General features: G+C 73.9%; 18 protein-coding genes and 1 riboswitch. Of the genes, 8 read left to right on the top strand and 10 right to left on the bottom strand.

The genetic code is table 11. The features are described 5' to 3' along the window. Positions 1 to 82: 82 nt before the first annotated feature. The 5 genes from ACFYXS_RS23925 to thiO form a co-directional block, all read right to left on the bottom strand. Positions 83 to 943 (bottom strand): deoxyribonuclease IV, encoded by an 861-nt coding sequence (locus ACFYXS_RS23925; protein WP_389251686.1) that lies wholly within the window; start codon positions 941 to 943, stop codon positions 83 to 85. Between the two features lie 23 nt (positions 944 to 966). Then, on the bottom strand, positions 967 to 2,886 hold the full coding sequence (pknB, locus tag ACFYXS_RS23920; protein WP_389251394.1) for a Stk1 family PASTA domain-containing Ser/Thr kinase: 1,920 nt from the start codon (positions 2,884 to 2,886) through the stop codon (positions 967 to 969). Positions 2,887 to 3,016: 130 nt separating this feature from the next. After that, positions 3,017 to 3,817, bottom strand: coding sequence for a thiazole synthase (locus tag ACFYXS_RS23915; protein WP_389251392.1), 801 nt, complete (start codon positions 3,815 to 3,817; stop codon positions 3,017 to 3,019). A 5-nt stretch (positions 3,818 to 3,822) separates the two neighbouring features. Beyond that, positions 3,823 to 4,023: a sulfur carrier protein ThiS gene (thiS, locus tag ACFYXS_RS23910; protein ID WP_389251684.1), complete on the bottom strand. Its 201-nt coding sequence runs from the start codon at positions 4,021 to 4,023 to the stop codon at positions 3,823 to 3,825. Between the two features lie 5 nt (positions 4,024 to 4,028). After that, positions 4,029 to 5,186, bottom strand: coding sequence for a glycine oxidase ThiO (gene thiO / locus ACFYXS_RS23905; protein ID WP_389251390.1), 1,158 nt, complete (start codon positions 5,184 to 5,186; stop codon positions 4,029 to 4,031). Beyond that, a riboswitch (TPP riboswitch) is annotated at positions 5,184 to 5,296 on the bottom strand. Its footprint overlaps the gene before it by 3 nt. 81 nt (positions 5,297 to 5,377) lie before the next feature. On the opposite strand from thiO, the gene ACFYXS_RS23900 reads away from it, so the two are divergent. From ACFYXS_RS23900 to ACFYXS_RS23880, 5 genes are all read left to right on the top strand, one after another. Continuing rightward, the gene (locus ACFYXS_RS23900) at positions 5,378 to 6,589 is read left to right on the top strand and encodes an NAD(P)/FAD-dependent oxidoreductase (RefSeq protein ID WP_389251388.1); all 1,212 of its coding nucleotides are present in this window, start codon (positions 5,378 to 5,380) and stop codon (positions 6,587 to 6,589) included. A 100-nt stretch (positions 6,590 to 6,689) separates the two neighbouring features. Then, entirely contained in the window at positions 6,690 to 7,055 is a 366-nt protein-coding gene (locus ACFYXS_RS23895; protein WP_389251386.1) for an Rv2175c family DNA-binding protein, read from the top strand. A gap of 90 nt (positions 7,056 to 7,145) precedes the next feature. Continuing rightward, positions 7,146 to 7,811: a thiamine phosphate synthase gene (gene thiE / locus ACFYXS_RS23890; protein ID WP_389251384.1), complete on the top strand. Its 666-nt coding sequence runs from the start codon at positions 7,146 to 7,148 to the stop codon at positions 7,809 to 7,811. 123 nt (positions 7,812 to 7,934) lie between these two features. Continuing rightward, the gene (gene metF / locus ACFYXS_RS23885) at positions 7,935 to 8,852 is read left to right on the top strand and encodes a methylenetetrahydrofolate reductase [NAD(P)H] (protein WP_389251382.1); all 918 of its coding nucleotides are present in this window, start codon (positions 7,935 to 7,937) and stop codon (positions 8,850 to 8,852) included. 56 nt (positions 8,853 to 8,908) lie between these two features. Continuing rightward, the gene (locus ACFYXS_RS23880; protein ID WP_389251380.1) at positions 8,909 to 9,934 is read left to right on the top strand and encodes a hypothetical protein; all 1,026 of its coding nucleotides are present in this window, start codon (positions 8,909 to 8,911) and stop codon (positions 9,932 to 9,934) included. Here ACFYXS_RS23880 and ACFYXS_RS23875 read toward each other — a convergent pair. From ACFYXS_RS23875 to ACFYXS_RS23855, 5 genes are all read right to left on the bottom strand, one after another. Then, positions 9,931 to 11,430 carry a phytoene desaturase family protein gene (locus tag ACFYXS_RS23875; RefSeq protein WP_389251378.1) on the bottom strand — a complete coding sequence of 500 codons (1,500 nt, stop codon included), beginning with the start codon at positions 11,428 to 11,430 and terminating at the stop codon, positions 9,931 to 9,933. The genes ACFYXS_RS23880 and ACFYXS_RS23875 overlap by 4 nt on opposite strands. 10 nt (positions 11,431 to 11,440) lie before the next feature. Continuing rightward, positions 11,441 to 12,055 (bottom strand): DUF4126 domain-containing protein, encoded by a 615-nt coding sequence (locus ACFYXS_RS23870; protein ID WP_389251376.1) that lies wholly within the window; start codon positions 12,053 to 12,055, stop codon positions 11,441 to 11,443. Between the two features lie 285 nt (positions 12,056 to 12,340). Continuing rightward, on the bottom strand, positions 12,341 to 12,952 hold the full coding sequence (locus ACFYXS_RS23865; RefSeq protein ID WP_389251374.1) for a TetR/AcrR family transcriptional regulator: 612 nt from the start codon (positions 12,950 to 12,952) through the stop codon (positions 12,341 to 12,343). A gap of 34 nt (positions 12,953 to 12,986) precedes the next feature. Next, positions 12,987 to 15,101, bottom strand: a complete 2,115-nt coding sequence (locus ACFYXS_RS23860) for a YhgE/Pip family protein (RefSeq protein ID WP_389251372.1) — start codon at positions 15,099 to 15,101, stop codon at positions 12,987 to 12,989. Continuing rightward, a complete protein-coding gene (locus ACFYXS_RS23855) occupies positions 15,073 to 15,813 on the bottom strand; it encodes an ATP-binding cassette domain-containing protein (protein WP_389251370.1) in 741 nt (246 codons plus the stop codon). The genes ACFYXS_RS23860 and ACFYXS_RS23855 overlap by 29 nt, the downstream gene beginning before the upstream one ends. Before the next feature lie 225 nt (positions 15,814 to 16,038). Here ACFYXS_RS23855 and ACFYXS_RS23850 point away from each other — a divergent pair, with 225 nt between their 5' ends. The 3 genes from ACFYXS_RS23850 (at position 16,039) to ACFYXS_RS23840 (ending at position 18,028) form a co-directional block, all read left to right on the top strand. Next, complete coding sequence (locus ACFYXS_RS23850; RefSeq protein ID WP_389251368.1) at positions 16,039 to 16,527, top strand: SAV_6107 family HEPN domain-containing protein; 489 nt, start codon at positions 16,039 to 16,041, stop codon at positions 16,525 to 16,527. An 87-nt stretch (positions 16,528 to 16,614) separates the two neighbouring features. After that, positions 16,615 to 17,385 (top strand): methyltransferase, encoded by a 771-nt coding sequence (locus ACFYXS_RS23845; RefSeq protein WP_389251366.1) that lies wholly within the window; start codon positions 16,615 to 16,617, stop codon positions 17,383 to 17,385. Between the two features lie 235 nt (positions 17,386 to 17,620). Beyond that, positions 17,621 to 18,028 carry a DUF3040 domain-containing protein gene (locus tag ACFYXS_RS23840; protein ID WP_389251364.1) on the top strand — a complete coding sequence of 136 codons (408 nt, stop codon included), beginning with the start codon at positions 17,621 to 17,623 and terminating at the stop codon, positions 18,026 to 18,028. The last annotated feature ends 9 nt before the right edge of the window (positions 18,029 to 18,037 follow it).

Genomic DNA, 18,037 nt, shown 5'->3' with positions numbered 1-18,037 from the left:
GTCCGAAGGACGGGAGCTTGGCCGCCCGGTACGACAACATACCCCCGTGGGGTATTCCTGACCATGGCGGTGACAAGTCGGGTCAGACGTCCCGGAGCGCCTGAAGCGTCGCCACGTCCCTGGCCATCCCCGTCTTGTCGGGGCCGTCCGGTGTCTCCACGATCAGGGGGACACCGGCGGCCGCGGGATGGTGGAACAGCTCCGCGAAGGCCGCGGCGCCGATGTGACCGGCGCCGATGTTCTCGTGACGGTCCTTGTGCGCGCCGACGACGTCCTTGGAGTCGTTGGCATGGACCAGCCGCAGCCTGCCCGGGCCGACCGTGGCGACCAGTTCGTCCAGTACGGCCTTCACGCCGCCGGCCGCCGCCAGGTCGTGCCCGGCGGCGAAGACATGGCAGGTGTCCAGGCAGACCCCGAGGCGCGGGTGGTGGTCGAGCGCCTCGAAGTACGGGCCCAGGTCCTCGACCAGCGCGCACAGCGAGAAGCCCTGCCCCGCCGTGGGCTCCAGCAGCAGCCAGGGGTCGTCGTCGTGCGTCAGCTCGTCGAGCAGCGGCCGCATCCGCTCCCGCACCTGCGCCAGAGCGGTCTCCCGCGCGCGTCCGCCGGTCGCGGAGCCGGTGTGCACGACCGTGCCGAGCGCGCCGATGTCCCTGCCCCGGCGCAGCGAGTGCCGGAGGGAGACCACCGAGTGGTCGACGGTGGCGGGGGTGTGCGAACCGAAGTTGATCAGGTAGGGGGCGTGGACGTAGGCCGGGATCCGCTCCGCGGCGCAGCGCTCGCGGAAGAGCTCGTCCTGCCGCGGGTCGCCCGCCGGAGTGGCCCAGCCGCGCGGGTTGGCGACGAAGACCTGCACGGCCTCCGCCCCCAGCCGGGCGGCCGCCGCCAGGCCCGTGGCGGCCAGGCCCCCCGCGACGGGCACGTGGGCGCCGACCGGATTGCGCACGACGGCGGGTGCACGGGACTCGCTCAGCGCACCCACAGCGTGATCGTGCTCCCCTTCGGTGCCTGGCTGCCGGCGGCCGGCGACTGGTTGCTGACCTCGCCGGTGAAGAAGAAGCGGATCACCCGCACGTCGAATCCGGCGGCCTTCAGCTCCTGGCGGGCCGTCTCGACGTCCTTGCCCCCGACGTCCGGGACATCGACCATCTGCTGGCCCTTGGACACGGTCAGGGTGACCGTGTCGCCGGCCGCCAACTGCTGCCCCGCGTCCTTGTTCTGCGCGGCGATCCCGCCCTCGTCCGCCTGGTCGGAGAAGACCCGCTGCGGCGCGACCCGCACCCGCAGCCCGGCCTCCTGCAACTCCTTGCGGGCGTCCTCCAGCGGGGCGCCGACGACGTCGGGCATCTCCACCGGCACACCCTTGCTGACCACGAGCGCCACCGCCGAGTCCGGCTTGCGGGTCGTCTCGCTGCCCGGGTCGGTGGAGATCACCTCGCCCTGGGGGACGTCGTCGCTGAACTCCCGGGTCACCCGGCCCGCCGTCAGGCCGGCGGACGCCAGGTCCTGCCGGGCCCGGGCCAGCGACCTGCCCGTCACATCCGGCACCTTCACCTGCTCCGGCCCCTTGGAGACGGTGAGGGTGACCGTGCCGTCGTCGCGGATCCGCGTGCCCGGGCCGGGATCGGTACCGCTGACCCTGCCCTTCGGCGTGGCCGCGTCGAACGCCTCGACCACCTCGACCTTGAGCCCGGCCGCGCGCAGCTGCTTCTCGGCGTCCGCCCGCGCCAGGTCCAGCACCGCGGGGGTCCTGGTGAACTGGCCGTCGTTGATGTACCAGACGCTCGCGCCGATGCCGGCGACGAGCAGCAGGGCGATCACCACGGCGATCATGCCCGGCCGGGCCCGCAGCCGGGCGCCGTCGGGGGCCGCGTGCCCGGGGCCGGGGACGGGCTGCCGGCGCGTCGGCTCCGGCGGCATCTCCAGCCGCGTGGTGCGGTGCACCACGGACGTCGCCTCCTCCGCCCCGGCCGGCCGCGGCGCCGCCGGGGGCGCGGGCGCGTGCGCCGTGGGCGGTACGGCGTCCAGCTGCGCCGGGCTCAGGGCGGCGCGTGTCGAGTGCAACCGGCCCAGCAGCTCCACGGCGTCCGCGGGACGCAGCGCGGGCTCGCGGGCCGCCGCGCTCGCCACGAGGGCGTCCAGCTGCGCGGCCAGCCCCGGCACGGTGGCCGAGGGCGCGGGGATGTCCTCGTTGAGGTGCTGGTAGATCACCTGCATCGGCGTGCCGCCCGCCCGGGGCTTGCCGCCGGTGAGCATCTCGTAGAGCAGCACCCCGCAGGCGTACACATCGCTGCGCGGGTCGGTCGTGCCGCTCTCGATCTGCTCCGGTGCCATGTAGGACACGGTGCCCAGCACGACGCCGGTGGTCGAGGTCGTCGTGGTGTGCGCGTCCACGGCCCTGACCAGGCCGAAGTCCGCCACCTTCACCCGGCCGTCGTCGCCGATGAGGACGTTCTCCGGCTTCATGTCGCGGTGCACCAGGCCCGCGCGGTGCGCCGCGCCGAGGGCCGCCAGCACGGGCTCCAGGATGTCCAGCGCCGCGCGGGGCGGCAGCGCGCCCCGGTCGCGCAGCAGGTCACGGAGCGTGCAGCCGGCGATGTACTCCATCGCCAGGTACACGTACGTGCCGTCCGTGCCCTGGTCGTAGATCTGCACCACATTGGCGTGGTCCAGCCGCGCCACGGACTTCGCCTCACGGATGAAGCGCTCCACGAAGCCGGGCTCGGCCGCCAGCGCCGGGTGCATCACCTTCAGCGCGAGCACACGGTCCAGACGGGTGTCCAGTGCCCGGTAGACCGTCGCCATCCCGCCGACCGCGATCCGGGCCTCCACCCGGTAGCGGCCGTCGAGCGTGCGCCCGACCAGCGGGTCTTGAAGGGTCATATCCACAAACGTGCAGTTTACGGTGTTCGCTTTACCCGCTTGGGCTAACGCGGCAACGTTGTGTCGCGGTCGTGCGGTACCGACACGAAACCGTGATGCGGTGCGCCGGCCGCCCGCCGGACCACCGCACGACACCTCAGGCGCCGAAGGCCGGCCGCTCCGGGTCGAAGGCCGCGACGCCCTCGGACGGCGAGGAGGCCAGGGCGTGCCGGCGCCGCGGGATGCGCCCCGCGCGGTGCGCGAGGCGGCCGGCCTCCACGGCATGGCGCATGGCGCCGGCCATGAGCACCGGCTCCCGCGCCCGGGTGACCGCGGAGGCGAGCATCACGGCGGCGCAGCCCAGCTCCATCGCGAAGGCCGCGTCGGAGGCCGTGCCCGCCCCGGCGTCCAGGATCACCGGCACGGAGGCGCGCTCCACGATCAGCTCGAAGTTGTGCGGGTTGCGGATGCCGAGCCCGGAGCCGATGGGCGATCCCAGCGGCATGACCGCGGCGCAGCCGAGGTCCTCCAGCCGACGGGCCAGCACCGGGTCGTCGTTGGTGTACGGCAGCACCGTGAAGCCGTCGTCGACCAGGACCTCGGCCGCGTCCAGGAGCTCGACCGGGTCGGGCAGCAGGGTGTGCTCGTCCGCGATCACCTCCAGCTTCACCCAGTCCGTGCCCAGTGCCTCCCGGGCCAGCCGGGCGGTGAGGACGGCCTCGCCCGCCGTCCGGCAGCCCGCGGTGTTGGGCAGGACGCGGACGCCGTGGCGGGACAGCACCGACAGCACGGAGCCCTTGACCGTGGGATCGAGCCGCCGCATGGCGACCGTGGTGAGCTCGGTTCCGGAGGCGAGCAGCGCCTGCTCCAGCACCTCCAGGCTCGGCGCGCCGCCGGTCCCCATGATCAGACGGGAGCCGAACGCCGTGCCGGCGATGGTCAGCGGGTCGTCGGCCATGCGGGTCAGCCTCCCTGCACCGCGGTCAGGACCTCGACGCGGTCGCCGTCGGTCAGCGCGGTGGCGGGCCACTGCCCGCGGGGCACCACGGTCTCGTTGAGCGCGGCGGCGACACCGGAGGAGGCGGTGGTCAGCCCGGCGACCAGCCGGTCGAGAGTGAGGCCAGGGGCCACCTGGCGCGGCTCGCCGTTGACGGAGACGGTCATCGCGTTCATGCGTACTGCTCCTGAGGGGTGAAACGGCCGGGGGAGAAGGGACGGGCCACCTCGGGCAGCTCTCCGCCGGTCAGCACCTCGGCCATCACGTCGCCGGTCAGCGGGGTGAGCAGCACGCCGTTGCGGTGGTGGCCGGTGGCCATGAGCAGGCCCTCCAGCGCGCTGCGGCCCAGCAGCGGGGCGTTGTCCGGGGAGCCGGGGCGCAGCCCCGCGACCGTTTCCACCAGCGGTAGTTCGGTGATGCCCGGCACCAGCTCGTGGGCGTCGCGCAGCAGCTCGTACACGCCGCCGGCCGTGACGGTGGTGTCCCAGCCCATCTCCTCGCTGGTGGCACCGACGACCAGCTCGCCGTTCTCGCGCGGCACCAGGTAGACATGCGCGCCGCGCACCACGGCGCGCACCGTGCGGGACAGGAAGGGCGCGTACGCCGCGGGCACCCGCAGCCGCAGGACCTGGCCCTTCACCGGGCGTACCGGCGGCAGAAGGCGCTCCGGCAGCCCGCCGAGCCGGCCGCTGCGGCTCCCGGCGGCCAGCACGGTCTGCCCCGCGGCCAGCACGCTGCCGTCGTCGAGCACGACCCCGCGCGCCCGGTCGCCGGCCACGTCCACCGCGGCCACCGCCGTGCGGCGGAAGGCCACCCCGGACAGCTCGCAGGCCCGCAGCAGCGCCGCCACCAGGCGTCGCGGGTCGACCTGGTGGTCGCCGTCGACGCGCAGGCCGCCGCGGACGCCGGGCGCGAGCATCGGTTCCAGGCGGCGGCACTCGCGTCCGCTCAGCCACTCTGCCCGCAGCCCCAAGGAGGTCTGGAACGCGTGCAGTTCGCGCAGCTCGGCGCGGTCGTCGGCGTCCAGGGCCACGGCGAGGGTGCCGCAGGTCCGGTAGCCGAGGTCCAGGCCCGTGGTCTCCTCCAGCTCGGCCGTGAACGCCGGATAGCGGCGGATCGCGGCGAGGTTGAGGTCGAGCAGGGCCCGCTCGCCGTACTGCAGCTCGGTGACGGGGGCCAGCATCCCGGCGGCCACCAGGGCCGCGCCGCCGCCCGGATCGGGGTCTGCGACCACCGTGCGCAGCCCGCGTTGGGCCGCCCGCCAGGCGGTGACCAGGCCGATGATCCCGCCACCGATGACGACGGTGTCGGGCACGTCATGACGGTGCATCGGTGTACCGCTCCTCCCTTCGCCGGCATGACCCGGATCAGGTTCGTACGGTCGGCGGCCGGCCAGCCGCCCTCTCAGCCCGGTGCGCCGGGCTCCCGCGAGTGCTTCGACCGCCACTTTAGTACGCACGACTGACGGCGAGTAGGGCGCCGGTACCGGACCGCGCGCCGCGCGGCGTTACGGTGATCAGCGTGACCAGCAGCAGCGAGCAGCGAGTCGTCGTCGTCGGGGCCGGGATGGCCGGGGTGCAGACCGCCGTGTCCCTGCGCGAGCAGGGCTGGGGCGGCACGATCACGCTGCTCGGCGCGGAGCGCCATCCGCCGTACGACCGGCCCCCGCTGTCCAAAGGCGTCCTCTTCGGCGCCGACGAGGGCCCGGGCGCGCTGCTGGACGTGGACTTCGGCGGCATCGGCGTCCAGCTGCTGCTCGGCCGGCACGCGAGCGCGCTGCGCCCGGACGAGCGCCGAGTGCTCACCGACGCGGGACCGGTGGAGTACGACAAGCTCGTCGTGGCCAGCGGCGCCGAGCCGCTGACGCTGCCCGGCAGCGAGGGCGTGCCCGGCGTGCACGTGCTGCGCACCCTGGACGACGCCGCCCGGCTGCGGCCCGTCCTGGAGGCGCGGAACTCCGTGGTCGTGGTCGGCGCGGGCTGGATCGGCGCCGAGTTCGCCACCGCCGCCCGGCACGCGGGCTGCGCCGTGACCGTCGTCGAGGCCGCCGACCGCCCGCTCGCGGGCGTGCTGCCCGAGCGGATCGCCGACCGGATGCGCGGCTGGTACGCGGAGGCCGACGTCGAACTGCGCACGGGCGCCGCCGTCGCCGCGGTCGAGCCGGGCGTCGTGCGGCTCGCCGACGGCAGCGTGATCGACGCGGAGGCCGTCGTCGTCGGCATCGGCGCCCGGCCGGCGACGGGCTGGCTGGCCGGCTCCGGGGTCGACCTCGGCCCGGACCGGTCGGTCCTGGCCGACGACCGGCTGCGCACCTCCGTGCCCGACGTGTACGCCGTCGGCGACTGCGCCTCCTTCCCCTCCGCCCGGTACGGGCAGCGGCTGCTCATCCACCACTGGGACAACGCGGTCCAGGGGCCCCGCACAGCGGCCGCCAACATCCTGGGCGGCGACGAGGTCTACGACCCCGTCCCGTACTTCTGGTCCGAGCAGTTCGGCCGCTTCGTCCAGTACGCGGGGCACCACGTCGACTCCGACGAGATGCTGCTGCGGGGCGACCCGGACGGCCTCGCCTGGTCCGTGCTGTGGCTGCGCGACGGGGTGCTGGTCGCCCTGTTCGCGGTGGGCCGTCCGCGCGACCTCGCCCAGGCCCGCAAGCTCATCGCCCGGGAGGCCCGTGTCGACCGGGCCCTGGTGGCCGACCCTGCCGTGCAGCTCCGGGCCGCCGTCGTCTGACGGCCGCGGGGCCGGGCGGCCGGCCCCGCGGAACGCCCCGCATGCCCCTGGTGGACGCCACGAGTACCGCGGTAGGGGTCCGGGATGGCACGCTTGTCCTGTGACCGAGATCGACGCAAAGATTGATGCCCTCGTACCCTCCTGGCTCAACGTCCCCGAGATCGCCGAGCAACTCGACGTGGAGGTGACCCGGGTCCGCCAGCTGATCAAGGAAGGGCAGCTCATCGCGGTGCGCCGCGGAGAGAACAGGGTGCTGATGGTCCCCGCCGACTTCATCGGCGACGGGAAGATCGTGAAGGGCCTCGCCGGCACGCTCAACCTGCTCAAGGACGACGGGTTCAGCGACGAGGAAGCCCTGGAGTGGCTGTTCACCCCGGACGAGAGCCTGCCCGGCACCCCGGTGCAGGCCCTGTGCGAGAACCGCGGGACCGAGGTGAAGCGCCGGGCCCAGGCGCTGGCCGTCTGAGCCGTCCGACCAGCGCACTCACCGCGCTCACCGCACTCAACCGTTTCACCGCTCGTACGGCACGTACCGCACCCGAGGGGGACCCACCGCATGAGCATCCGCGCGCGGCTCGACGACGCCCGGCTCTACCTGTGCACCGACGCCCGCCGGCGCCAGGGCGGCATCGCCGAGTTCGCGGCCTTCGCGGACGCCGTGCTGGCCTCCGGGGTGGACATCGTGCAGCTGCGCGACAAGGGCATCGAGGCCCGCGAGGAGCTGGAGTACCTCGCGGTCCTCGGTGACGCGTGCCGGCGGCACGGCGCGCTCCTCGCGGTGAACGACCGCGCGGACGTGGCGCACGCGGCCGGGGCCGACGTGCTGCACCTCGGGCAGGGCGACCTGCCGGTGCCGGCCGCGCGGGCGATCCTCGGTTCCGGCGCGGACTCCCCGGTCGTCGGACGGTCGTGCCACTCCGAGTCCGAGGCGGCCGCGGCCGCCGTGGAGCCCGGTGCGGACTACTTCTGCACCGGGCCGGTGTGGCCGACCCCCACCAAGCCGGGCCGTCCCGCGCCGGGGCTCGGCCTCGTCCGGTACGCGGCGGGGCTCGGCACGGACCGGCCGTGGTTCGCGATCGGCGGCATCGACCTGGACAACGCCGAGCAGGTGCTGGACGCCGGTGCCCGGCGGATCGTCGTCGTACGGGCCGTCACCGAGGCCGAGGACCCCGGCGCGGCCGCCGCGGAGCTCGCCAAGCGGGTCCGCTCCTACACCGTCTGACCGCGCGCGGAGCGGTGCCCCGGACAGCGGAGGTCCCGTCGGCCGGGCCCGGCGTGTCCAGGGAGTGAGCATTTCACCGCGTCCTGTTGGGGCCCTCCGGCCCCCGCGGCTAGCCTGAGGCGCATGGCCCTCGGAACCCCTTCCACCAGGACCGATCACGCGGTCACCATTCGTGAGCTGCTGGCCTCAGGGCAGCGCTCGTACTCCTTCGAGTTCATGGCGCCGAGGACCGAGAAGGGCGAGCGGACGCTGTGGGACGCCATCCGCCGCATCGAGGCGGTGGGTCCCACCTTCGTCTCCGTCACGTACGGCGCGGGCGGCACCTCGCGGTCCGGCACCGTCCGGGCGACCGAGCGCATCGCCTCCGACACCACCCTCACGCCCGTGGCGCATCTGACCGCGGTCGACCACTCCGTCGCGGAGCTGCGCAACATCATCGGCCAGTACGCCGACGCCGGGATCCGCAACATGCTCGCGCTGCGCGGCGACCCGCCCGGCGACCCGCTGGGGGAGTGGCAGCGGCACCCCGAGGGAGTGGACTACGCCTACGAACTCGTCCGGCTCATCAAGGAGTCGGGCGACTTCTGCGTCGGCGTCGCGGCCTTCACGGAGATGCACCCGCGCTCGACGGACTGGGAGAGTGATACGCGTCACTTCATCGCGAAGTGCCGTGCGGGCGCCGACTACGCCATCACCCAGATGTTCTTCGACGCCGAGGACTACCTGCGGCTGCGTGACCGGGTCGGGAAGGGCGGTTGCGAGACGCCCATCATTCCGGAGATCATGCCGGTCACGAACGTGCGGCAGATCGAGCGCTTCGCCCAGCTCGGCAACGCGCCTTTCCCGCCGGAGCTCGCGGACCGTATCCTCGCGGTCAAGGACGATCCGGCCGCGGTGCGGGCGATCGGGGTCGAGTACGCGACGGAGATGTGCCGGCGGCTGATGGCCGAGGACATTCCCGGGCTGCACTTCATTACCCTTAATCACTCCACGGCGTCGTTGGAAATCTACGAGAATCTGGGACTGCACCAGAGGTCGTGAGGGCGGAGCCGCCGCCCCGGTGGGCCGACGACGGTGAACGGTGAGGAAGTGCTCTCATGGCCTACACAGTGCTCTACATCGCCTTCGGCGTGGTCGCGCTGTGGCTGCTCGGCGAAGTGCTGCTCCAGTACAAGGCCCGGCTCAGGTGGCGGCTGCTCGCCTTCGCGGGATTCATGGGCGTCGTCCTCGGCGTCTACCTGCCGTCCGTCGTCGTGATCGTGCTGGGCGCGCTCGCCTTCGGCACCGGTCAGACCTTCGTGACGCTCTCCTATCGGCGGGGCTTCGTCGAGGGCTGGGCCCTCAACGCCCCCAAGGACGACGACCTCGGCGACGGCGACTCCGACGACGACCCGGCCGAGCCCGCGCCCGCTTCCCGGCGGGCCGGCGGACGCCGCGGCCGGGGCGCGCGCGGCGAGGCCGCCGAGGGCTACGACGGTTACGGTGCCGAGTCCGTGACGCAGGGTCCGGCCGAGGAGCAGGGCGCGGGCGTGCCGGAGGGCGCGGGCGTCGGGCAGTCGTACGACGCCTACGCCGGCCCCCAGGGCGCCGGCCAGGTGCCGGCGGCGCACGGCATGGACTCCACGCAGGTCTACCAGCCCATGCCCATGCACGAGGACAGCGGTGAGTACCCGATGTTCGACGGGCAGCAGCCCGGCTACACCCCTGACCCGTACACCAGCGGCGGCTACGAGGGATACGGCACCACGGGCTACGGCGACTGGAACAACGGGGCGCAGCAGCAGCCCGCCGCGGCCTCGTACGACGCCTACGGCCAGCCGCAGCAGACCGGCGGCTGGGAGACCCAGCAGGCGTACGGCAACTACGGCGGCTACCAGGACCCCTACCAGCAGGGACAGCAGGGGCAGCAGGGCGCCGGAGCCCCGCAGCAGCAGGGGTACGGCTACGACACGCCCGCGGGCGGTGTCTGGGTGCCGCAGCAGGGCGGCGAGCAGCCGTACATCCCGCAGCAGCAGAACACCTACGACCAGCAGCAGCAACAACAGCAGCAGCAGCCGCACGAGCAGCAGCAGGGCCAGGGTCAGGGTCAGTACGACCCGTACGACCCCTACCGCTACAACTAGCGGCTGCCGCCGGGGCCGCCCATGATCAGGTCGGCGGTGACGGCTCCGGACATGCCGGTGTGGGCGAGCCCGCCACCGGGGTGGGACCAGCCTCCGACGAGGTGGAGGCCGGGGACCGGGGTGCGGTTCCCCGGGTGGAGGTGCGCCCCGTCGGCGCCGGCCAGGGCCGGGCGGGGGAGCCGGCCGCCCGGGAGCCCCGTTTCGCGCTCGGTGTGGGCCGGGGTGTGCACCGTGCGCCACAGCAGCCGGTCCGCGAGGTCCGGCAGGGCGGCGGAGGCCGCCGCCAGCACTGCGTCCGCGTACCGGTCCGCGACGCCGGGGGCGTCCCAGTCCAGCCCGTGGGCGCCCTGCGGCGGCACGGTCGCGCTGACGGTGACCGCCTCCGACCGGTCGTCAGGGCGCAGGGTGTCGTCGTCGGGCCGCAGCACCGTGACGGTCATCCGCTCGTACAGCTCACCGCCGGCCAGGGCCGCCGCCTCCGCCGCCTGGTCCGGGGCGTGGACGACCGTGCGGTGCGGGGTCCCGGCGGGCCGGGCGCCGCGCAGCGCGAGGCACACCGTGAGCCGGCCGGGGCCCGCGCCGTCCAGGCCGTGCGGTGCGGGGCTCCCGGCGTCTGGCAGCAGTGCGGACAGCACCAGGGGCGCGACGCCCGCGACGACCTGATCGGCCTCCACCTTTGTGCCGTCGGCGAGTTCGAGCCCCGCCGCGCGGCCGTCCTTCTCCACGACCGCCGTCACCTCCGCGCCGAAGTGGAACTCCACCCGCCGCTCCAGGCACCGCTGGTGCACGGCGTCCGCCAGCGCGCGCATGCCGCCGCGCACGTACCAGGAGCCGAAGGTCTGCTCGATGTACGGCAGAACGGCGGCGCTCGCGGGGGCGGTCCGCGGGTCGAAGCCGTGGGCGAGGGCGTAGGAGCCGAGCAGACCGGCGAGCCGCGGGTCGCGCAGCTCGCGTGCGGCGGTCTCGGCCAGCGTCGGCGCGCCCCGCCGGAACAGGCCGCGGCGGACCGGCGCCGCCGGGTACGGGTCGCGGCCGAGGACGGCCGGGTCGGCGGCGAGCGCGTCCTCCAGCAGGGGCCGACGGGTGGCGTCCCACACGTCGCGGGCGCGCACCAGCAGGTCGCTCCAGCGCTCGCCCGAGCCCTGCCCCAAGGCGGCGTCCAGCGCGGCCACCACACCGCCGCGCGACGCGTTGGGCAGCACCACGTCCGTGCGGTCCGCGAACAGATGACGGCCGGAGGGGTCCACCTGGGACAGCGCGACGCTCTGCTCCAGGCTCTTCTTGCCGGTCTTGAGGAACAGGTCGCGGTAGACCGCGGGGAGATGCAGCAGGCCGGGCCCGGTGTCGAACCCGAAGCCGTCGCGCTCGAACCGGCGGACGGCACCGCCGTACGTGTCCGCGCGCTCGTACACCGCCACCCGGTGCCCGCCCGTGGCGAGCCGGGCGGCGGCCGCCATGGCGCCCATACCCGCGCCGATCACCGCAATCCGTGCCATGCCGAGGACCCTATCCCCACCCGCTGACAGTCCCGGGGCCGGACCGGCGCTGACGGCGGCGTTCCCGCCAGCGCCGCCAGTAGCGGCGGATCCGGGACATCACGAAGAACACCGTGACGGTGCCGAGCGCGAGCAGCGTCGCCGCGACGACCGCCGCCGCGACCGGGTGGAACAGCGCGAGCACGATGACCCCGGAGACGCCGATGTCCTCGGCGAGACTGACCACGATGTTGCTCGCGGGCTCGGGCGAGGTGTTGACCCCCATGCGCAGTCCGGCCTTCACCAGATGGCTGGCCAGTGCCGTCGTGCCGCCGACCGCCCCGGCCGCCAGCTCCGGCAGTGAGCCGTCGTGACCCGCCAGCAGGGCGGCCACGACGGCGCCCGCGACGGGCCGGATCGCGGTGTGCACGGCGTCCCACGCCGTGTCGACATAAGGGATCTTGTCCGCCACCGCCTCGCACAGGAAGAGCACGCCCGCCACGATCAGCACGTCCGGGCGCTCCAGTGCGGCGGGCACCTCGTCGCTGATCCCGGTGGCGCCCATCAGGCCGAGCAGGAAGACCACGGCGTAGGCGTTGATCCCGCTCGCCCAGCCGCTGGTGAATACGAGCGGAAGAACCGACATGGGCGCTGATGCTAGCGAAGCCGCGCCCGGGGCTTTGAGCGGTACCGCCCAGTACTGAGTATCCGTACCTAGACGCGCACTTGAGTACGCGCGCGGATGAGCGCGACCCCGCCGGGACGCCAAGGTGGTGTCAACGGACGGGCGAGGCGCCGGAACCGCCGGCACGGGGCGGCGGAACGACGCGGCGCCCGGACGTGCACGGGGGCACCACGGGGGAGCGTCGCCCCGGCACGACCCGACGGGGGATCGGGTCGCACCGGGGCGGCGCGCTCTCGTTTTCCGCTTCTAGGTGCGTGCCTGGCCCGCGACCCGGCCCTGCAACAGCCGGGACAGGGCGGCGTGCACGTCGTCGATCGACCGCTCCGGCTGGAACGACAGCCAGTCCAGCGCCGCCACCAGCACCATCCCGAACAGGGCGGCCGCCGTCAGCGGCACGTCGATCTCGTCGCTCAACTCGCCCGCCTCCACGGCAGCCTGCAGCGTGCGCTCCACGACGGCCACCGCCTCCTTGCGCAGCACCATGAGGGTGTCCTGCCACGCCCGGTTGGTGCGCCACAACTCGGCCACGTACAGCTGCGTGAACGACGGGTACTCCGCGATGAAGGCCAGGCCCGCGCGGATCATCGCGTCGATCGCGTCCACATGGGTGCCGCCGCGGGCGGTCACGGCGTCGCCCGCCTCCCGCAGCGAGGTGGTGAGCAGGCCGACGCCGTGCCGCAGCAGCTCCTCGAAGAGCTCGTTCTTGCTGGTGAAGTTGTAGTAGACCGTGCCCTTGGCCACGCCGGCGCGCTCGGCGATCTCGTCCACCGTGGTGGCGGAGAAGCCCTGCTCGGCGATGAGGGTGACCGCGGCCTGGAAGAGCTTCTGCCGGGTGGCCTGCCGTCGTGCACTGTTCATGACGTCGATTGTCTCCGGCCGCGCCGCACAGGCGTCACAGGGACAGCTCCGGGTGCAACCGCGCCGGCGTCCAGACCTGCTTGCGGCGCGCCGACCACGCGGTGAGCGCCAGCGCGCCCGCCGTGAAGACCGCCAGCACCAGGCAGGCCCGCCACACCGGCCACAGGCCGCCGCCCGTGATGAGGTGCCGCAGTCCCTCGACGACGTAGCTCATCGGCAGGAACGGGTGGACGGCGTTGAAGAAGCCCGGGCTGGTCTGCACGGGGTAGGTGCCCCCGGCCGAGGTCAGCTGGAGCATGAGCAGCGCCAGCACCAGGACGCGGCCCGCCGGGCCGAAGCGGGCGTTGAGCCACTGGACGATCGCGCCGAAGCAGGCGGTCACCAGCGCCAGGAAGCCGATCGTGCCCCCGGCGCGGGCCATCTGGAGACCGATGGCCCAGTGCAGCACGGCCATGAGCGCGAGCGCCTGCAGGACGCCGATGGCGACGACCGGCAGCCAGCCCGCCACCGCGATGCGCCACGCGGGGGCGCCCGCCGCCAGGGCGCGCTTGCTCAGCGGCTGCAGCAGCATGTAGGCGACCATGGCGCCCACCCAGAGCGAGAGCGGGATGAAGTAGGGGGCGAAGCCGGTGCCGTAGTTGGGCGCCTTGTGCAGCGCGCCCGACGCCAGCCGTACCGGGTCGGCCATCACCTCGGTGCGGTCGTCGCGGTCCTTGGTGCCGTAGTCGGGGATCTGCGCGGCGCCGTCGTGGAGGCCGTCGGCGAGCTCCGCGCTGCCGTCGGTCAGCCGGGTCAGGCCGCCGGTCAGCCGGTTGCTGCCGTCCGACAGCCGGTACATGCCGCGGGCCAGGCCGTTCGCGCCGGAGGACAGGTCCGTCAGTCCGCTGTCGAGGGTGCCGGCGCCCGACGAGGCGGTGTGCAGACCGTTGGAGACCTTCCTGGCCCCGTCGTTGAGCTCGTTCACGCTGTCGACGGCGCTCTGCAGCCTGCCGGCGAGGTGCGGGTCGGACAGGTCCGTCGCGACCGAGTGCAGCGTGCCCAGGTCGCCGCGGAGATCGTCCAGTTGCTCGCCGTGGCTGCGCACATAGGTGTCGAGCCGGCCGGCGACCCCCACCACCTCGTCCGCGGCGTGCCCGGCCTTGTCGAGGGCCCGGCACTCGGGGGTGACCGCGCCGAGCGGGCACTGCTGCGCGTAGGCGCTGTGCACCTGGGCGGCGGCGACCCTGGCGTCGGTGACGGCGCGCTGCGCCTGCCCCGGCAGATCACCGAGACCGTCCTGCGCGGCCCTGGATCCCTGCGCGACCAGTCGCGCCACCGCGTTGATCTCCTTGACGTGCTTCTTGACGAAGGCGAGTTCGTCGGACGCGCCGTTCACCTTGTCGGCCAGCGTCCGGGTACCCGCCGCGACGCGGCCGGCGCCGGTGTCCAGCGTGTCCAGCCCGGTGGCCAGGGCGTGGCTGCCCTTCTTCGCGTCGCGCAGACCGTTCGCCAGCCGCCGCGCGCCGTCCTCGGCGCTGTTGATGCCGTCACCGAGTTCCTCGGAGCCCGTGCGCGCCGTTCCGGCTCCCTTGGTGACGTCGTCCGCGCCGTCGGCGGCCTTCACCGTTCGGTCGTGGAGGTCGGAGAAGGAGACGAAGATCTTGTCGTAGAAGCCGCGCGACGCCTTGGTGGAGGCGGCCGAGCGCACCTCGGAGAACACCGTGCGGGAGATCTGGCCGACGATGTAGTTGTTGGCGTCGTTCGTGCGCACCTGGAGGGCGCCGGTCTCGGGCCGCCGGCCCGCGCTGGAGCCGATCCGGGCGCTGAAGTCGGACGGGATGGTCAGCGACAGGTAGTAGGTGCCGTCCTCGACGCCTTGGGCGGCCTCGGCGGCGGTGGTCTCGTGCCAGTCGAAGGTGTCGCTGCGGCGCAGCCCGTCGACGATGGAGTCGCCCGCGGCGAGCCGGTCGCCGTCCACGGTGGCGCCCTGGTCGGCGTTCACCAGGGCGACCGGGATCTTGTCCAGGCGCCCGTACGGGTCCCAGAACGACCACAGGTACAAGGCGCCGTAGAGCAGCGGCAGGAGCAGCAGCGACACCATCGCCGCGCGGGGCAACCGCCCCCTGCCGAACCTCCTCAGCTCAAGCGCTGCAAGCCTCGGCGTGCGCATCCGCCGCCCCCTCCTCGCTCGTGGTGCCGGCGCTCCCGCCGGTCGCGGTGTCGGACTCGGTCCCGGTTCCGGTCGTGGCCACGGGCGGGTGCGTGCGGACCACGACGACGTCCTCGGGCGCCTGTGTGCAGACCGCCAGCACAGTGGTGCCGCCGGCGGCGATCCCGCGCAGCATCGCCCAGGCCAGGTCGCGTTCGGCCGGGCCCAGCTTGTGGTCGGCGTCGTCGACGGCCAGGACCTGGGGACGGCCGAGCAGGGCGAGCGCGACGCCCAGGCGCAGGGCCTCCAACCGTTCCAGGTCGCGGGCGGCGGTGCGCTCGGCCTTGGGCAGCGTGGCCGGGTCCAGCCCCGCCGCCTCCAGTGCCTCCGTGACACGGAGCCGTCCTGCCGCCGCCCGCTCGGCGCGCGGTCGCACCAGTTGGCGCAGCGAGCCGCCGAACCGCTGCTGCAGCAGCACCCGTTCGCGCAGGTGCTCGCCCACGCTGAGCGCGGGGTCGAGTTCGGAGACCCCGTCGACCGGGCCGAGCGCGGCGACCTGCCGTACGGCGGCGAGCTGCCGGGGCAGCCGGAGCCCGGCCACCTCGGCGTGTCCCTCGCCGGCCCGCATGCGCCCGGTGAGCGCGAGCAGAAGACACGTGCGGCCGGACCCCGAAGCCCCTTCGACGGCGATCAGACTGCCCGTCGGCGCCGTGAAGGTGACGTCATGGAACACCCACCCCCGCGGCCCCTTGAGCCCGAACCCTTCCGCGGTGATCACTCGCCCGCCCCCGTCCCCTTCTCCGTGTAATTGAACTGACCAGTCAGTGCAAAAACTGTAGCGCACTCCGTCGTTCCCCATCGAATGAGCAGGTCAGGGCGATTGTCAGAGGTGTGCTTCACGATGAGTTGCGAAGGCCAGGAACTGTCGGACACGTCATACGAAGACAGGAGGTACGTGATGACCGCGCCAGCTCGCAGGACCGCCGCCGGCGGCGGTGCCACCGACGTCCATCCCGTGCTGCGCAGGGCGGGCGCGCCCGCGGCCGCGCTCGATCTGCTCGCCCAGGCCGCGCGGGGGCTGCAGGAGGCCGCCGTGCTGGAGACCGCCAACGACCGCTACGCCACCGCCCACTTGGCAGCGCTGCGCACCGCGGCCGCCGTGCTCGCCGTGCGCGGCCGCCCGGAACCGACGAAGCGGCGCCGGCAGCGCATCCGCAGCGCGTGGGAGGTGCTGCCCGAGGTCGCGCCCGAACTGGCCGAGTGGAGCGCCCTGTTCGAGGCGGGCGCGCGACGCCGGGCCCTGGCCGAGGCCGGGATACAGGGCGCCGCCACCCGGCGGGACGCCGACGACCTGGTCCGGGCCGCCGGGATGTTCCTGCGGCTCGTGGAGCGCATGCTCACGCTCCAGCCCGCCCTGCCGCGGCAGCAGGTGGACCGCCCGGCTTGATCGGGAGGCTTCGCGCGGCCCACTAGAGTGGGTGCCAGGCCGGGCCGACCGGTCCCGAGCCCCGACCGCCCGCGAGGAGCCGTCCGCATGTCCCGTCCAGGAGGGGCCGAACCGCTGCGTCCCCGCGCAGCCCTGCGTACTGCCGTGGTCTGGGAGGTCCTGCGCGAGGCGCTGGACCGGCAGGCCAAGGCCGCCGGCCGGGACGTCCTCGACGTGCTCGACACAGGCGGGGGCACCGGCAACTTCGCGGTGCCGGTGGCCAGTCTGGGCCACCGCGTCACGGTCGTCGACCCCAGCCCCGACGCGCTCTTCGCCCTGGAGCGGCGCGCCGCCGAGGCCGGCGTGACCGAACGTGTCCACGGCGTCCAGGGCGACGCCCACGGACTCCTGGACGTCGTGCCCGCCGGCAGCCAGGACGTGGTGCTCTGTCACGGTGTGCTGGAGTACGTGGACGATCCCGCCGAGGGCATCCGCAACGCCGTCGGCAGCCTGCGTCCCTCCGGGACCCTGAGCCTGCTCGCCGCCGGCCGTCACGGGGCCGTGCTCGCGCGCGCCATCGCCGGTCACTTCACCGAGGCCCGGCACACCCTCGACGACGCCGACGGCCGTTGGGGCGAGGGCGATCCGGTGCCGCGCCGCTTCACCGCGGAGGAACTGACCGGCCTGGTCGCCGACGCGGGCCTGCGGGTCGGCGCGGTGCACGGCGTGCGGGTCTTCGCCGATCTGGTCCCCGGCGTCCTGGTGGACACCGAACCGGGCGCCCTGGAGGCACTCCTGCGACTGGAACTCGCCGCCGCGGAGCAACCCGCGTTTCACGCGGTGGCCACCCAACTGCACGTGCTGGCCGAGCGCGGCTGACACCGTCCCCCGGGCCGGGGCGCCTTACACCTTCCGGTCACCCAGCGGGAGGAGTCCGTCACACGCCCCCCGAGAAGGGGTTCCGGGCCGTATGCTGGCATGACGTGGCGTTCGACGGGGAAAACCTCCCCCGTCGGATTGGCGCAGTGGGGCGGGTTTCACGGGGGCGATTCCCTGCCTATCCTGGAAGGGTCGTAACGGTCGCTCCCCCGCGACCGACGAGTAGGAGGACTCCGTGCCGCTCTCGGAGCACGAGCAGCGCATGCTCGAGCAGATGGAGCGAGCGCTGTACGCCGAAGATCCCAAGTTCGCGTCGGCGCTTGAGGGAAGCGGGCTGCGCACCTACACCAGGCGGCGGGTCTACCTGGCTGTGGCGGGCTTCCTGGTAGGCATCGGGCTGCTGATGGCCGGCATGATCGCCCAGCAGCCGTGGATCAGTGTCGTGGGCTTCCTGGTCATGCTCGGCTGTGCCGTCCTCGCCGTCACCGGCTGGCGTCGCGCTGCGCGACCGGGCTCCACCGCGGCCCCTGCAGGACACTCCCATCCGGGCAACCCGGGCCGTGCACGTCGTCAGTCGCGCCGCGGCATGATGGACCGCATCGAGGAGCGGTGGCAGCGCCGCCGCGACGAACAGGGTCAGTGAGCCACGACC

This window comes from Streptomyces sp. NPDC002574, from assembly GCF_042889545.1.
Lineage (GTDB): Bacteria > Actinomycetota > Actinomycetes > Streptomycetales > Streptomycetaceae > Actinacidiphila.
This window is presented reverse-complemented; position numbering and strand designations above follow the sequence as displayed.